Source organism: Coleofasciculaceae cyanobacterium, assembly GCA_036703275.1.
GTDB lineage: Bacteria > Cyanobacteriota > Cyanobacteriia > Cyanobacteriales > Xenococcaceae > Waterburya.
The window spans coordinates 1-16,771 of the sequence record DATNPK010000012.1 but is presented as its reverse complement, the minus strand read 5'-3'; the positions used below and the strand labels follow the sequence as shown (position 1 = coordinate 16,771).

15 protein-coding genes are annotated in these 16,771 nt (G+C 39.4%); 8 read left to right on the top strand and 7 right to left on the bottom strand.

Annotated features, from left to right (window positions below; genetic code table 11):
* Positions 1-94: 94 nt before the first annotated feature.
* The gene (gene clpP / locus V6C71_02335; GenBank protein HEY9767329.1) at positions 95-799 is read left to right on the top strand and encodes an ATP-dependent Clp endopeptidase proteolytic subunit ClpP; all 705 of its coding nucleotides are present in this window, start codon (positions 95-97) and stop codon (positions 797-799) included.
* A gap of 27 nt (positions 800-826) precedes the next feature.
* Positions 827-2,170 (top strand): ATP-dependent protease ATP-binding subunit ClpX, encoded by a 1,344-nt coding sequence (clpX, locus tag V6C71_02330; protein ID HEY9767328.1) that lies wholly within the window; start codon positions 827-829, stop codon positions 2,168-2,170.
* A gap of 82 nt (positions 2,171-2,252) precedes the next feature.
* Here the strand turns inward: clpX and V6C71_02325 are convergent, their stop codons facing one another.
* Positions 2,253-3,215, bottom strand: a complete 963-nt coding sequence (locus tag V6C71_02325) for an alpha/beta hydrolase (protein HEY9767327.1) — start codon at positions 3,213-3,215, stop codon at positions 2,253-2,255.
* 82 nt (positions 3,216-3,297) lie between these two features.
* Complete coding sequence (locus tag V6C71_02320; GenBank protein ID HEY9767326.1) at positions 3,298-4,338, bottom strand: diguanylate cyclase; 1,041 nt, start codon at positions 4,336-4,338, stop codon at positions 3,298-3,300.
* Positions 4,339-4,716: 378 nt separating this feature from the next.
* Between V6C71_02320 and holA the strand changes: the two genes are divergently transcribed.
* Both holA and V6C71_02310 read left to right on the top strand, forming a co-directional pair.
* Positions 4,717-5,706, top strand: a complete 990-nt coding sequence (holA, locus tag V6C71_02315; protein HEY9767325.1) for a DNA polymerase III subunit delta — start codon at positions 4,717-4,719, stop codon at positions 5,704-5,706.
* A 294-nt stretch (positions 5,707-6,000) separates the two neighbouring features.
* Positions 6,001-7,320: a hypothetical protein gene (locus V6C71_02310; protein HEY9767324.1), complete on the top strand. Its 1,320-nt coding sequence runs from the start codon at positions 6,001-6,003 to the stop codon at positions 7,318-7,320.
* A 242-nt stretch (positions 7,321-7,562) separates the two neighbouring features.
* Here V6C71_02310 and V6C71_02305 read toward each other — a convergent pair whose 3' ends face one another.
* The 4 genes from V6C71_02305 to V6C71_02290 form a co-directional block, all read right to left on the bottom strand.
* Entirely contained in the window at positions 7,563-7,838 is a 276-nt protein-coding gene (locus V6C71_02305; GenBank protein HEY9767323.1) for a GlsB/YeaQ/YmgE family stress response membrane protein, read from the bottom strand.
* 214 nt (positions 7,839-8,052) lie between these two features.
* Positions 8,053-9,009, bottom strand: a complete 957-nt coding sequence (locus tag V6C71_02300; protein ID HEY9767322.1) for a YegS/Rv2252/BmrU family lipid kinase — start codon at positions 9,007-9,009, stop codon at positions 8,053-8,055.
* Between the two features lie 176 nt (positions 9,010-9,185).
* Positions 9,186-11,042: a CheR family methyltransferase gene (locus tag V6C71_02295; GenBank protein HEY9767321.1), complete on the bottom strand. Its 1,857-nt coding sequence runs from the start codon at positions 11,040-11,042 to the stop codon at positions 9,186-9,188.
* Between the two features lie 125 nt (positions 11,043-11,167).
* Positions 11,168-11,782, bottom strand: coding sequence for a chemotaxis protein CheB (locus V6C71_02290; protein HEY9767320.1), 615 nt, complete (start codon positions 11,780-11,782; stop codon positions 11,168-11,170).
* A 615-nt stretch (positions 11,783-12,397) separates the two neighbouring features.
* On the opposite strand from V6C71_02290, the gene V6C71_02285 reads away from it, so the two are divergent.
* The 4 genes from V6C71_02285 (at position 12,398) to arsS (ending at position 16,397) form a co-directional block, all read left to right on the top strand.
* A complete protein-coding gene (locus V6C71_02285; GenBank protein ID HEY9767319.1) occupies positions 12,398-13,693 on the top strand; it encodes a PAS domain-containing protein in 1,296 nt (431 codons plus the stop codon).
* A 126-nt stretch (positions 13,694-13,819) separates the two neighbouring features.
* Positions 13,820-15,031, top strand: a complete 1,212-nt coding sequence (locus tag V6C71_02280) for a methyltransferase domain-containing protein (GenBank protein HEY9767318.1) — start codon at positions 13,820-13,822, stop codon at positions 15,029-15,031.
* A gap of 7 nt (positions 15,032-15,038) precedes the next feature.
* A complete protein-coding gene (locus tag V6C71_02275) occupies positions 15,039-15,266 on the top strand; it encodes an inorganic phosphate transporter (protein ID HEY9767317.1) in 228 nt (75 codons plus the stop codon).
* Between the two features lie 138 nt (positions 15,267-15,404).
* A complete protein-coding gene (gene arsS, locus V6C71_02270; protein HEY9767316.1) occupies positions 15,405-16,397 on the top strand; it encodes an arsenosugar biosynthesis radical SAM (seleno)protein ArsS in 993 nt (330 codons plus the stop codon).
* A gap of 45 nt (positions 16,398-16,442) precedes the next feature.
* Here arsS and V6C71_02265 read toward each other — a convergent pair.
* The coding region (locus V6C71_02265) for a zinc ribbon domain-containing protein (GenBank protein HEY9767315.1) at positions 16,443-16,771 on the bottom strand (329 nt) is incomplete at its 5' end.

Sequence of the window (16,771 nt, the reverse complement as noted above, 5' to 3'; positions counted from 1 at the left end):
TGCCCGTTATTACAGATCACTTTAGTTGAGGCATAATGAAAATAGCTAACTACAGCCAATTCTGGTTATAGGTAGCAAATTAAATAAATCAATAGTGACAAATTTTTGGCAAAAATCTATGCTGGAATCGCATTCGCCCTACGGCTTTCTCGTTAATAAAAGTCTTCCTAAAATAAACTCGGTGCTTACTGAGGGCAATGTTATACCAATGGTGGTAGAACAGTCCGGTCTTGGAGAAAGAGCCTTTGATATTTATTCACGTCTTTTACGAGAGCGCATTATTTTCTTGGGTACTCCGATTGACGATAAAGTAGCCGATTCGGTTGTGGCGCAGTTGCTTTATCTTGAAGCAGAAGATCCTGAAAAAGATATCCAAATTTATATCAATTCCCCTGGTGGTTCGGTGTATTCAGGCCTGGCCATGTATGACACCATGCAGCAAATTCAACCAGATGTCGTGACAATTTGTTATGGTATTGCTGCCAGTATGGGAGCTTTTTTGTTATCTGGTGGGACGAAAGGAAAGCGGATGGCTTTGCCCAGTTCGCGAATTATGATTCACCAGCCTTTAGGAGGCGCGCAAGGACAGGCTACTGACATTGAAATTCAGGCTAAAGAAATTCTGTATATTAAGCAAAGACTTAATGAACTAATTGCAGGACATACTGGTCAACCTTTTGATAAGATAGCTGCCGATACAGAAAGAGATTTCTATATGTCCTCGGAGGATGCGGTGGAATATGGCTTAATTGATAAAGTCATCAACAAACCAGAAGCGTTAAGCTCACTTACAACCTAAAAAATGCTTTATTAGTACGAGGTCTATATGTCTAAATACGACTCCCATCTAAAATGTTCGTTTTGCGGAAAATCTCAGGAACAGGTCAGGAAACTGATTGCTGGTCCGGGAGTTTATATTTGTGATGAATGTGTTGAACTGTGTAACGAGATTCTAGATGAGGAGTTGATCGAAGAAGGGGCGGTGGTATCTTCTCCTGCTGTATCTGGCAACTCCGAAGCCAAAGCACCGAAGAAAAGAAATAAGAAAGTAGGGGGCATTTCTTTTGGGGATATTCCCAAACCGATAGAAATTAAAAATTGCTTGGATGAACACGTAATTGGACAAGAAGAAGCCAAAAAAGTCCTTTCCGTGGGCGTATACAATCACTACAAGCGGCTGAGTTTGATTAACAAGACCAAGGATGCGGAAGACTCCGTAGAGCTGCAAAAATCTAATGTGTTATTAATTGGGCCAACAGGCTGTGGTAAAACTCTCTTGGCACAAACTCTGGCTAAAGTTTTACAAGTTCCTTTTGCCGTAGCCGATGCCACAACCCTGACAGAAGCAGGATATGTCGGGGAAGACGTAGAAAATATTTTGCTACGACTATTACAGGTAGCCGATTTAGACGTAGAAGAAGCTCAAAGAGGCATTATTTATATTGATGAAATTGATAAAATTGCCCGCAAAAGCGAAAATGCTTCGATTACCCGTGATGTTTCAGGAGAAGGGGTACAACAAGCACTATTAAAAATGCTAGAGGGGACAGTAGCTAATGTACCTCCTCAAGGCGGTCGTAAGCATCCCTATCAAGACTGTATTCAGATTGATACCAAGAACATTCTATTTATCTGTGGTGGAGCTTTTGTTGGTTTAGACAAAGTAGTAGAACGTCGCATGGGTAAAAAGTCAATTGGCTTTATTCAAAAAGGGGAAAAGTCGGCACCAAAAGGAAAACGTACTGCTGACATTTTGCAAAAGCTGGAATTAGATGATCTAGTTAAGTTTGGCATGATTCCTGAATTTGTGGGTCGGATTCCCGTGACGGCAGCTTTAGAACCATTAGATGAAGATGCCTTGGTAGAAATATTAACCCAGCCTCGTAACGCGATCGTTAAACAGTATCAAAAGCTATTGAGAATGGACAACATTGAGCTAGAATTTACCGAAGGTGCAATTAAAGCCTTAGCAAAAGAAGCTTATCGGCGTAAGACTGGAGCTCGAGCTTTAAGAGGTATTGTTGAAGAGTTGATGCTAGAAGTGATGTATGAAATTCCCTCTCGCAAAGACGTTGGTATGTGTACTATTACCGAGGAAATGGTTGAGAAGCGTTCTACTGCTGAATTGATTATCCATCCTGCTTCCTATCGCAAACCTGAATCTGCCTGATAGATTAAATTAAGCTTTAAATAATTAGCTTGAGCGATCGCGGTTCTTGAGGAAAAAGTTCTGAACTATTAGCTTTGCGGTTTTAATCTTCTACTACTGTTAAATTGTTCTGGGTAGCAGAAGAAGTTCCATTTGATTCCAATTGAGGTAAAAACTGTCGAATTAGTCCAGCCGTAACACCTGGCAACTCCAACTGGGGAGTAAAGCCAACATCGTCGAATTGATACATAATGCGAATTGCTTCTGGATTCATTTCTCGTAAACGATAACCGACCTCTGGTCCAGTATATTCTGATTTTTGACCCCAAATTAAGGCGGTGGGAGTAGTTAGCTGGGTAATATATTGAGTTAAATCAAAACAAAGATCTCCCCGTACAAAAGAAAGGGCAGCATACTCTGCGTTGTGTTGTTGTGCCGATTGCAAGTAGGCTTCGACTAATTCCGAACTAACTCGCTCTTTCCTAGCAAATTGACGCTGTTCTAAGAAGCTACGAATACCAAAGCTAGTGGCAACTCCAGTGTTATACAATAGGCGATCGATTATCGGAGTTGCAGCAAGCTGGGTAAAGAAATTTTCTTGATAGTCTCGATCAAATTCGTTTAATCCTGCGGCGGTAGTCAAGATCAAAGATTTAAATAATTCGGGACGGGCGATCGCAACTCGAATTATAAAGGCAGCAGTAAGAGCAGAAGCAATTACCGTTACAGGTTCGGTGCAGGTACTCTCGATAAATTCCTCAATAGTTTGAATATAATCTTCTGGTCGATAGTTTTTTTCTGGATGTGCCGATCGCCCCCAACCCAACATATCTGGGGCAAGAATACGGTATTCAGCAGCAAAGGAGGGATAAACTTTTGACCATTCATAAGCTGAAGAACCCCCTCCCAAGCCATGTAAAAATACTAAAGTTTCTTGAGATGCCGATGTTGAATTCCAGGGTGGGCGGTTGTTAGTGTAATAAACTAAATAACCTAAATGAGTTTGAGTGGATTGTTGACTAAAGCCTAAAGGAATAAACATATTTAAACCATATATTCTATACAAATGCTTTTTAAGCACTATTACTTTCAAGGTAAAACAGTAGTTTTTACTTTCCATCTTTCATCCGACGGACATCTTAATCAATTCAGTCGATGATTGTTAAAATAGCGCGATCGCGACCCTGCTTTTTGGCTTGATAAAGAGCTTTGTCGGCAGCAACTAATAACTGTTTTTTGCTATATTTAGCCTGCGGGACAATACAGGTGACACCTAAACTTAAAGAAATATAATTGTTTACTAATGATTCGGGATGAGACAGGTAAAGTTGCTTAACCTGGAATCGAATTGTTTCTGCCACCTGTAAAGCATTTTTGGCAGGGGTTTGAGGTAAAATTATCGCGAATTCTTCCCCACCATAGCGAGCAACTAAATCCGCAGGACGGTTAACTGTATTTAATATTGCTTGAGCTACTTTTTTGAGACACAAATCTCCCGCTTGATGACCAAAGCTATCGTTATAAAGTTTAAAATAGTCAACATCACATAAAATTAACGATAAAGTAGCTTTTTCTCTCTGTCCTCTTTGCCATTCTCTAGTCAGACATTCATCGAATACACGACGATTAGCTATTTGAGTCAAGCCATCTAAAGCTGCTAGTTTACTAAGCTGTTGATTTAAATTTAATAATTCTTTTTCGATTGATTGACGTTTTAATAATTCTTGTTCTAAACGAGCATTTTTAGCTTTTAATTCTAGTTTAAGGCGGTTAATTTGTAGCTGATTGCTGACTCTGGCAATTACTTCTTCGACTTGGAACGGTTTAGTAATGTAATCGTTGCCACCATATTCAAAGGCTTTGATTTTGTTATTAGTCTCCGTTAAGGCACTGATAAAAATAATAGGAATATCTTGTGTATCTGGCTCGGCTTTGAGTCTTTGGCAAACTTGGAAACCGTCCATTTCTGGCATACTAATATCCATCAAAATAAGGTCTGGAGATTTAACTTTTGCCGTTTCTAGTACCAGATTGCCGTGATTTGTTTGTTCAATTTCATAACCATGAATAATCAAGATCGTCGATAGCAACTCTAAATTATCTAGACAGTCATCAACAATTAATATTTTTGCGGATCTATGAAGATCTCTTTGCTGCGTCATCTCAAATTGAAGAATTCTCTCGCCCATGTTAAATTTTAGAATAAGCTTTAATCGCAACGTATCTATCTTTATCTATAGTTTATGAATTGATTTGTCATTGGATATTGATCAAGCTAAGAGGATTACATATTCAGCCAATTATAACAAATTATTACTATGAATTTATAGCCAGGATTACATATTCAGCCAATTGTCATAAATGATTATTATAAATTCATACAAATTTATGACGTAGTGAACTTTTGGGTGGTTGTGCCAATTTGTTGTGCCAATTTCAATAATTTGCTGATTAGTATTTTGTAATTGGCATTATTGGGTGAATGAACAGACAAAAAATAAACTTTAGTTTTGCACAATAACATAATTTATTGAGCCACATCAAAATTTTTAGGGAATTAACCAATTATGCCTGTGTATTTATATTGGGGAGAAGATGATTTTGCGATCGCTCAAGCCATAGAGAAATTACAAAACAAAGTACTTGACCCTAACTGGTTACAGTTTAACTATCACAAACTAGAAGGCGATCGCCCGCAAGCTATTATTGAGGGATTGAATCAGGCTATGACTCCTATATTTGGTATGGGAGAGCGTTTGGTGTGGTTAGTAGATACGAATATTTGTCAGCAAAAACCCGCTGCCGATACCTTAGTAGAATTAGAGCGTACTCTCAAAGCAATTCCCGCAACATCCCATTTATTATTAACCACCAGCAATAAACCCGACGGTAGATTAGGCTCAACTAAACTCCTGCGTAAATATGGCCAAGTCAAAGACTTTAGCTTAATTCCTCCTTGGCAAACCGAGCTGATTGCTGCACAGGTTAGAGAAGTGGCGCAAATATTAAAGCTTAAATTAACCTCGAAAGCGATCGCCTTGCTAACAGAGTCAGTAGGTAATAATACTAGACAGTTATGGAACGAATTAGAGAAGCTAAAAATTTATTGGGGCGATAATCATCAGCCACTTGATGAAAATACAGTGGCGCAACTGGTTTTATGCAATACTCAAAACAGCCTTCAGCTAGCAGCAGCAATTAAAGATGGCGAAACAGAGAGGGCTTTAGGATTAGTTACTGATTTAATCAACCGTAATGAACCAGCTTTAAAAATAGTTGCCACCCTGGTAGGGCAATTTCGCACCTGGACAATAGTTAAGCTGATGCAGTCCGAAGGTGAACGGGATAATCAGGCGATCGCTTCTGCTGCGGGAATTAATAATCCTAATCGTCTTTACTTCATCAATAAAGAAGTCCAGCAAACAACCGCCAAGCAGCTTTTGGCAACCCTACCTTTACTATTAGAACTCGAGCATAGCCTTAAATCTGGTGCAGAGACACGATCGGCTTTGCAAACTAAAATAATTGAACTATGTCTGATATTCAGAATCTCATGATTTTTAAATTAAAAACAATTTTCCCTAAATTTGTTAGTTTTAGATTGTTGACTAGGTTGTCTGAGTCTAGGGATAATTTGGGCAATGGCACAATCATGATTATTCTCTGACGTTACGCAAAATAACGAAAAGTAGATAGTTTCAGCAAGCTATGAAAACAGAACACTGAACCCTTTCCCCTTTCCCCAATCTTCACAAATCAATCAGTGTGTAACATCAGTTATTCTATTAACTTGATTAACAAGATTAGTGATTGTAACTAGCAAATTGTTTCACTTATTTTAAGATCTATTTATGCCTAATCTAGAAAGAGCCTTACAGCTAAAAGAAGATTTAATTAATTTCGTTTACGATTCTGAAGGAGCGATCGCCACTGCCCTAGAAAGCTATGCAGCGGATCGGGGGAAGAATAGCTATGGAATTAAGCAGCAGAATTTGACTGTAGATCTTTTTGTGATTCAAGGAAAAGTAGGAGAGCAAACTCCGCTTGAGCTATTTTTAGAGCAAGCTAAACTATCCCCAGAAGATAGCGCGCTAGTTAAGCTATGGCAGAAAAATTTTATTGGTTTATTCGAGATTCAGGCAATAGAAGACGATTATTATCAGTTAATGAACTGGTTGACTGCTAAAACCTATAAAGTTTATCGCCATTCCCGAATGTCGGATAAAGAGACATCAAGATGGCAGCCAGGAGAAATTATTCTCAGTATCATTGCACCGCTCAACGACTACGAATGGTTCTTCTTTAGCGATCGCATTATTAAAGGCAGATTAAGCCAGCCAAAACTCGCTGTAGCCATTGGCGAATTTAGAGATAATTATCCTGAAGCTTTGTATGCCGATGCCCCAGAACTATTATCAGAGGCTTGGTCATCTGTTGCCGTATACCATCAAGAGTTTGTCGACTACATGGGGAGCGATCGCATTACTTTACCTGGCTATAAGTTAAATCAAAAAATTGGTGAACTACAGCAAATCATGAGCCAGAAAAAACTAGCTCAGGCTGGTATTGATGAATCGAAATCATTATCTGAGTTACTCCAAGAGTCGGGTAAAACCGAGGCTGAATTTTCCGCAGCAGCTACAGATTTGGGTGCAGATGCCGAAGCTGTAGCTAAAGTAATCAAGAACAAAGACAAGCTGGCGATGGTAACTCCCAAAGTTGATTTACCTCCAGAAATAAAGCAGGCGGAATCTGTTACGGTGTTTTCCGATCCCAAATGGGGACAAATGTTTTTGCCTACCTATGAAAAATTTACTCTTTTGTTAGCCCAAGAAAATTTAGCAGAACCAGCCAACGGTAATCTTTTAGTTCGTAAATACTTAGAACAGCCTGAAGCTAATTACTTCGTTTGGCAACAGCTCAAACAACAATATCCCCAATCCTTAGAAAAGTTAGTGGGCAATTATTTAGAGCAATCTAATTTTAATCTCGAAACCGATTTAGACAAATTATTGCTAAAACACGACAAGTCATCAATTCCCGAGTTACCGGCAATAGCCAGTGTTCCCATACACCTGAATAATCTATTTGAAGCAGCCGTAGCACAGGTACAAAAAACTAAATCTAAAGCCAAAAAGAACAAGAGCAAGAAAGGGTTTTTGAAGGGATGAAGAATTAAGGATAAATGACATTGCTAAACAAAGCTGTATAGCACTCGAAGCAAAGATTCAAATAATAGCTATTAGCTATTAGCTTTTATAACTAACGTTTTATCTATAGTTCACTTGCTATAAATCCCTATTTTTTATAATCAAAAAAAAAAAGAGGCGTTACAGCTAACACCTCAAAAATTACATTTACGAAGGAAGAATATTTACTGTCAACTGTCTGTATCTGTTGGCGATCGCAACTACTATGCAGCGCGACGAGTGATTAGACCCCAGATGAAGATTAATAGCATTGCACCCAGTACTGCAAAAATGACGCCGGGAACGGTTAAAGCTCCTACGGAGGCGGCTCCTGCTGCCCCTGAACCCAGGACCGATTGACCGATAAAGCCTCCTAATAGTGCGCCTAAAATACCTAGACCGATTGTGGCAAAAATTCCGCCACCCTGATGACCAGGATAAATTAATTTTGCCAAAGCTCCTGCGATTAATCCTAATACTAACCAAGCTAAAATACCCATATCTTGCTCCTACTTTAATTATTTATGTAATGTTATGTAATTACTTATTTAGTTTTACTTTGTTTTAATTAAGATATCAGTTTGCAAATGCAAGTTCTTCTATCTAAATGATGATCTTGTTGGGCTGATTTATCTATCAAAGTAAAGAGAATAATTTGATAGTTTAACCAATTTTAAGCATGAACCAATTGCGATTAATTACGACTGGCAATAATCACTTTTCTTCTATTTGAATTCCCGCCAGGTGTTCGAGTTTTTCTTCTGCCTGAATGGTTTGTTCTATGGGGGTAAATATGGTTAGGCCACTTGGGATACACTTAACCTCAATCGGGGTTTCGCCAATAAGCTCGCCATCTAAAACTACTTTTTGGGGAGGATCGGTCGTTACCTTGACCCATTTAGTGCGTAAGTAGCCAATATCATCTCTTTCTGCTGCTTCATCGTTGTTGGTACTTTGAAGCAGATGATAGGAAATGGCGATCGCGCTAGCTCTATTTTCAGGACTAATGATAGTGACATCTAGCAAGCCATCATCGTAAATAACTCCTGCCGTACCATGAGCCAAAATAGATGTAGGAGGTGCAGCATTAGCGATCGTAATCGCATTAGCTTTAACCTTAATTACTTTGTCATCAGTTTCGAGAGTTGTCTCAAATTTCTTAAAGTCCTTGAGCTGTTTTAATCCTGAAAGTACATAAGCGAGCATTCCCAGGCGATTTTTAGTTTGGCGATCGGCATGTTCCACCGTTTCTGCCTCGAACCCAATTCCTGCCAGCAAAATCATCGGTCTACCGTTACACAGCGCAGCATCAACTTTTCGAGTTGCCCCATCAACAATTACTTTACAGGCAGCTTCGATAGTGTCGGGAATATTTAAAGCGTTAGCAAAGGCATTAGCTGTTCCTCTAGCGATCGCACCCAAAGGAATATTAGTTTCGATCAAAGCTTCTGCTACTGCCGAAACCGTGCCGTCTCCCCCAGAAGCGATCACTGCCTCAACTTTATTTTTTACCGCCTGGTGAGCTAACTCTCCTCCGTTAACTTCCTCGGTAGTGAACTGAATATCTAAATCAAATTCTGGCTCTAGAATACTTTTGATTGTGGCTAGCTCTTGCTCGGAATTACCTTGACCAGCAACAGGGTTAAATATTAGACAGGCAGAACGGGTCATGATATCAATAGTCTATTGGCGAAAAGTATTTTTCTATACTATAAACAAACTTACTTTAAACTAGTTCTGTCTAGAGAAAGAAATTACAGCCGTTGTCAGTTGAATAGACTACGTTTTCTTGAAGCAGTCCTTTAGGACTAGCTTCGGATATGGTATACCTTAACATCAGCAACACCTTATTTTTCATGCGTTTCCATCAACAAGATCACGCCCTGTTGTTGTCCTGAAATTTCTAAGGGAGTACAGATAATGCGACAGGTTATGGCTTTACCACGACGATTAACGGCTTCTACAGTAATTTCTTGATAATCATTTTTTTCGGTTTGGCACGCTAAAACAATGCTGTGTAATTGTTCTAGGGGTAAACCAATATCAAGCTCAAAGAAAAAGCGATCGCGGACTTCTGTGGTACGCAAACCCCAGGTTTCGCTCATGCGATTATTCCACACTTGAACCGTTAAACGGTAATCAAGAACGGTCATGCCAATTTTAAGACTGGTAAGGATTGATTCCATAAATACCGAGGCGTTGTTTAATTCTTCGGTACGGGCGCTCAATTCGTCGTTGCTAGTTTGCAGTTCTTCATTAAAAGACTGTAGCTCTTCATTCATCGTCTCCAATTCTTGATTAGTGCTTTGGAGTTCTTCGTTAGTGGTATCTAACTCTTCATTGGTGCTTTGAAGTTCTTCGTTAGTGGTATCTAACTCTTCATTAGATGTTTGTAATTCTTCTTGCGCTGCCTCTAATTCTCGGCTATATCGATATATCTCCTGGCGTAAGTTTTGATAGGTAGTTACATCAATAAAAGAAATATTTACTCCTAAAATCTTAGTTTTTCCTTCAATCAAAGGCGTGATTTGCACATCAAAAAAATGCTGCTGGCTTTGGGTTGTTTTTAACTCCACATTGTCGATCGCGCTACGGTATGGTTTTTCGCAGACTTGATTAATTGCCGACTGTAGCTGGGGAATTTGTTGATTGAGTTCTAATTCATTAAAGGGTTGCCCAATATGCTGGGGGTTTAAGCCAAACAAAGAGGAAGCCTGATGATTGATTAAAGCTACATTTTTGTGCTTTTCTAAAACAATTTGAGCGACGGGAGAAGTAGCGAAAGCTTCATCTCTCAGGCGTAAATTAATCGTCAGCATCCTACTCGCCTGAAGATTTCCCCCTTCCGACATGAGCACCAGGCGATCGCGCCAGCTTGCCTGAGCTAGTCTGACAAATACCCGATTTCGGCTGTTGACCGGGGCAAACAGGCTGGCCTGAGCCAGCAACATTTCAGCCTTACCCACAAACAAAAAGCCAGACTGCTTGAGGGCAAAATGAAACCGATTTAAAATCTTGGCTTGAGTTTCAGCATTAAAGTACATCAAGGTATTGCGACAGGACAACAGATCTAACCTGGAAATGGGAGCATCCTCCAGCAAATCGTGCTGGCCGAAGATAACGCAACGGCGCAAAGTACTGTTGAAAATATAATCAGAGCCTTTGGGTTCAAAATATTTACGTTGCCAATCTTCACAAATAGTCTCAAGACTTTTAGCAGGATAACAAGCTTTACGACCTTGGTTAATCGCATCTTCATCGACATCGGTAGCATAAATTTTAACTCGCTGACAAAATTGTTCGACTCCCAAGGCTTCTGACAGTAAAATTGCTAGAGAATAGGCTTCTTCTCCTGAAGCACAACCCGCACTCCACAAACGGATTGGTTCATCTTCATTTTTTTGCTCCAGAATGCGGGGAATAGTTTTTTCGCGTAAAAAATCCCAGGCAGAGTGATCGCGAAAGAAAGCCGTTACGTTGAGCATTAAGGAATTGAACAGGTTTTCGTGTTCTTGAGGATGAACCTGTAAATAATCGAGGTACTCGCTGTAACTTGCTACCTCTACTCGATGCATACGTTTGCTGGTAAGTCTCCTGAGGCTAGTACGTTTGTAGCCAGTCAAGTCTAGTCCCCGACTATATTTAAGATAATTTAATAGGTTTTCAAAATCTTGGTCTTGGGATTCATTTACGGCAGTTTTCATTCTTGATAGACTACTTTGTTGATTGACTAGTTTTTAGCTCTTAGCTCTTAGCTTTTAGCTTTTAGCCATTAGCTCTTAACCATTAACCATTAGCCATTAGCTCTTAACCAAAGTGCCATTAACCATTAGCTCTTAGCTATAACCAGGTTGACAATACCAGCGGCTATCTCCTCTATTGGTAAGATTAAATCGACGCAGCCAGTTTCAATGGCACTTTGGGGCATTGAAAATGCTTTGGAAGTGGCTTGGTCTTGGGCAATGACCTTTCCTCCCAATTCTTTGATTAGCCCTACTCCCTCTTGACCATCACTGTCATAACCCGTCAGAACTACGCCAATGGCTTTAGTTCGGTAGCTATTAGCTAAAGATTTAAAGGTATATTCGGCTGAAGGACGGACAAAATGTTCTTTCGGCGCATCGGAAAGACCGAGCGTACCATTAGGATTAATAATTAAATGATAACCAGCTGGAGCAACGTAAACACTTCCCTCCACTAATTTTGCTCCCTCTACGGCTTGCTCTATGGCTAAATTGGTATGACGCATCAGAATTTCTGGTAGACGGCTTTTGTACTTGGGCGACAAATGTTGGACGATGACGATCGCCCCAGGAAAACCTACGGATAATGCAGACACAATCTCGGTTAGAGCTTCTAGTCCTCCAACGGAACAAGCGATCGCTACTACGAAATCTGCCATTCTAGCGGTTTGATCGATTAATCGCTTTTTTGAGGCGGTCATTTTGTTTTGTAATCTCGGTATATTAGTAAATCTTTCCACACTAACTAGGAATAGTTTCGATTTTAGTCATTTCTAATCAAACGGTAATTTAATCTCAGCTTTTACTACATCAGACTAAAGACGTGGAATCGCCAAAGATATTCAGATTGTAAATTTGTTAAAACAAATTTACAATCTGAAAGTATTTTTAATAACACAATCTTCACAAAAGTCAACGACAAATTCTTAAGACTTTTGGAAATTTAACTATGATAGCTCCTATTGAATGGCACAATTTTTTTACAAGCAGTTTTTTGAACTATAACTTGCGACTAAGTACCTATACGAAACGGACGGCTTTAATTTCTGAGGCAACCTCAGAAATCGCCTCCTCATTAATTATACATTTGATTTTTCCTTACCCCTTCCCCCTTACCCTTTTTGGGGATCTCAACTAGGAAATTTATTTTACACGACTACTTAGTGGTCTATTAGTTTGTAATTGATGGGTTTAAATAGGCTCTTAGCTATTAGCTATTAGCTATTAGCTCTTTTAGTCGCTCAAGTTCGGTCGCTCCTTGCATCAAATAGAATTGTTTAATTTCGAGAAACTTAAGTATCTGTTGAGTAAATATTATGCCTGTAGAACTATTTGAATTACATATCCAACAGTCTTTACAAAAGATGGAAGATCTACGGCGACGTGCTGAAACAATTCCAGCGTTTGCCTCGGTTGTTCAAGCGTCTTCTGAGGCAAAAGATTATCTCGCGCAACAGCAACTATTGCAAGACAGCCTGATAGAACTTTCCACATCTATTGAGGAACTACGAATTGCTACCGAGACCATACAGCAGCAAAATCAAAAACTGTTTGTCAGCCGTCAGCAGATAATATTAGAGCGAAAATATTATCAAGAATTATTTGAATACTCTCCAGACATTTGTTTAGTCACTTCTAGCAATGGTTCGATTCGGGAAGCTAACCACGAAGCGCTCAAACTTCTCAATGTTCCTGCTAAATACTTAATCAACAAATCATTAGCGGTGTTTATTCCCGTTGGCCAAAGACAACAGTATTATCAACTATTAAATCAACTAAAATCTGGCAAGGTATCTACAGTAACCTGGGATACAGAGATCGTGCCACGTGAACAAGCATCTTCAAGTATGCAGTGCAAAGTTGTGGCAATTCGAGATAGTCAACAAAATATTCTCAATCTGCGTTGGCGCATTACTGCTGCTACCCAGACTAAAAACACCGCCATGCCTGAGGCGCAATTGAGTTCGATATTGGTCGATAATCTTCGCAACCCTCTACGCAATCTCGATACTCAGCTAAATGAAATTGTGACAACCGCCATAGATGGAAGACCATTCGATCCTCGCTTATGCAATCTACAATCCGACCTCAAGACTATTTTAGACAACGTTGAAGATGTCTATATTTTGAAACATTTTCGCAGGCAAGATTTAAAACGATTTTTAATTGACTATACAGTTTCTTGTAACCAACTCGCGCAATTGCAACAAGATAAAGCGATCGCTCCAAGAATTAAGTTTAGTTGCCAAGAATCTTACAACGGCATTTGTGACGCATTCTTATTCAAAAAAACTATTGCTAATCTTCTTAGCTGCATCACCAAACATAGTTCGCTCACCAGCAAGATCAAAATCAAACTGAATCAACAAGGAGATCGCATTGCGATCGCAATTTCTAGTCTTGGCGAGCGATCGGCCCCAAGAGAACTAGTTAAAATACTCGATACCTTATGTAATCAAAATAGCATAGGCGAGGTCACTACCTCGAACCTAAAATTAGCCGTAATCCGCCACTGCGTGTCCCTCCTGCAAGGAGAAATTGAGCTAGACACTACTCAGCCAGAAGTTACCGTTATCGTTACCCTTCCTGCAATAATGAACCTTGGTTCATAAAAATAGCACCATAGCTAAAAAATTAAATTATCAGGCAAGAATCTCTGATTTAAGAGAGATGTAACTTATACTTTTTGAGATTAACCTAATATATAGCCAAAGTTAAGTAAAAGGATTTAGTTATCTGTGACTGAGATTGCAACTAACCAACAGCAAACCCCATCAGCTTCCGTAGATTTAGATTATGATATTGAGTCAACGGTATTATCAAGATATCAAGAGGGTGCAAGACAAGAGCAGCCAAGTTTATGCTGTCCTACAGAATATGAGGGTAACTATACTAAAATCTTGCCTCAAGAGATTATTGCCAAAGATTATGGCTGTGGCGATCCTACCCGTTATGTTAATGAAGCAGAAACCGTTGTTGATTTAGGCTCTGGTGCAGGGAAAAACTGCTATATTTTGGCACAGAAAGTTGGCGAATTGGGCAAAATCATTGGCGTAGACTTTAATGATGAAATGCTGGCTCTAGCGCGGAAATATCAGAAAGAGATGGCAGACAAGCTAGGCTATGCCAACACTAAATTTGTCAAAGGAAAGATTCAAGATTTAAAATTACCCTTAGATCGATTACAAACATGGCTTGAGGCTAATCCGATTACTTCAGTCGATAAGATTGGTGAATATGAGGCTCAATGCGATCGCCTGAGACAACAAGAACCTTTAATCGCTGAGAATACTGTAGACGTGGTAATCTCTAACTGCGTCCTGAATTTAGTTCGTCCACAAGATAAGCAACAGCTATTTAGTGAAATCTTCCGTGTCCTTAAACGAGGAGGCAGGGCGGTAATTTCAGATATTGTTTGTGACGAAGATCCGACCCCTCAAATTATTAATGACCCTGATATGTGGAGTGGCTGTATTGCGGGGGCATTTAGAGAAGATCTGTTCTTAAAAATGTTTGAAGATGCTGGCTTTTATGGAGTAGAAATTCTCAAGCGCGAAGAGACTCCCTGGCAGATTATCGACGGTGTTGAGTTTCGTTCGATGACTGTCAGAGCCTATAAAGGCAAAGAAGGGGTTTGCCTAGAGAGAAACCAGTCAGTAGTATATAAAGGCCCTTGGAAGCAAGTAGTAGATGATGATGGTCACATCTTTTGTCGTGGAGAGAGAATGGCTGTCTGCGATAAGACTTATAACATTATGACTAGCTGCTGTAGCCCTTATTCTCAAGATGTTATTGGCATCGAACCCTACGAAAACATTCCTTTAGCAGAAGCGACAGAATTTAACTGCAAGACCAAAGCGGTGCGCCATGCGAGGGAAACCAAAGGTTCAGAATATAATCTTACCGAAACTAGTAGCAATGACTGTTGTTCTCCTGGAGAATGCTGTTAATTGAGTTATTAGTATTTATTTTTATTTAGTAACTGGCTTTTTAGTGATTTTTGCCAGCCGTCTGGGTGTACCTGTTTCTACAACTCATGTGTCTGTCGGCTCAATCTTTGGCGTGGGCGTAGTCTCTAAAACTGCTCATCTAGGAATGTTTTCTAAAGTTTTTAGTTCTTGGATATTAACCTTGCCTATTGCTGCGATCGTTAGCAGTGTTACCTATCTTTTGTTACCTAAATAAAAGATTTTAAAGCTAGATAAAATTAGGTTACTTTTACTTAATTATCCTAGTTTTTCGTAAATATATAGCTAATCTAATCTGCGTCATACTTAATTATTCAAGTCAAGTAAAAAAAATATATAACAATCAGTAATTAAAATGTCTCTTACTAAAACTTTCATTACCCCTTTTGCTCAAAAAATAAATTCACCTTTAGTTAAAAACAAAATTACGGTTTTACAAATCAATTTAGGTCGTAAATGCAATCTTGCTTGCACTCACTGCCATGTAGAAGCTAGTCCCAAACGTACCGAAGAATTATCACCTGAAGTTTGTCAACAGCTGATCGAATTAATCAATCGCTTCGAGCAGATTCAAACTGTCGATCTAACAGGTGGTGCGCCAGAGATGAACTATGGTTTTCGTCCTCTAGTTGAAGCAGCAAAAGCCAAAGGTAAAGAAGTAATTGTTCGCTCTAACTTAACCATCTTTTTTGAACCAGGCTACGAAGATTTACCCGAATATTTTGCCCAAAATTACCTAAGAGTTACCGCGTCTCTTCCCTGTTATTTAGAGGATAATGTAGATAAACAAAGAGGTGCAGGTGTATATAACAACTCAATTAAGGCGATACAAAAACTCAATCAGTTGGGTTACGGATTAGATCCCAATTTGGTAATTGATTTAGTCTATAATCCGCCACTGCCTACTAATAATAACTTTTCTCTTACTCCTAATCAACAGAAGCTAGAGCAAGACTACAAAGCATATTTAGCAGAGCATTTTCAGCTTAAGTTTAATAACCTATTTACGATTACGAATATTCCCATCGGCAGAACTAAGCAATTCCTAAAACGCAGAGAAATTCACGATAATTATCTACAATTCTTAGCAGACAACTATAACCCTGATACTCTGAACAATGTCATGTGTCGCAATGAGTTATCAGTTGATTATTTGGGTAACGTTTATGATTGCGACTTTAATCAAATGGAGCGTATTGTTGCCAGCACACCCGAAAATGAACGGTTAACCGTTGCTAAACTTTTAGAACTAAATAACTTAGATGCGATCGCCGAAATAAAAACAGCTAATTATTGCTATGGTTGCACCGCAGGTACAGGCTCTAGTTGTGGTGGCTCTTTAGTTTGAATATTTGTTGACACTCCCCAGCGATGAATCGCGGGGATTCTTCATTCATCCTAAGATAGCTAGATCCGTCAAAGACAGATCCCCGCTAGAGCTTAGTCCTGAAGCAAACACGGTCTGCCCGACCGCTAAAATGTTTTTTACTGCGTTTTCGTCCCTTAGATTAGAACTGTTGCAGCTAGGACAAGCCCACTCTCTAATATTCAGAGGTAGCTTATCCAAGACGTGACCGCATCGATTGCAGCGTTTTGATGATGGAAACCATCTATCAATTGCTCCAATTTTACGGTCATGCCATTTAGCTTTATATTCTAATTGGCGCAAAAATTCACCCCATCCGCAATCACTGATTGCTTTTGCGAGTTTATGATTCGCCA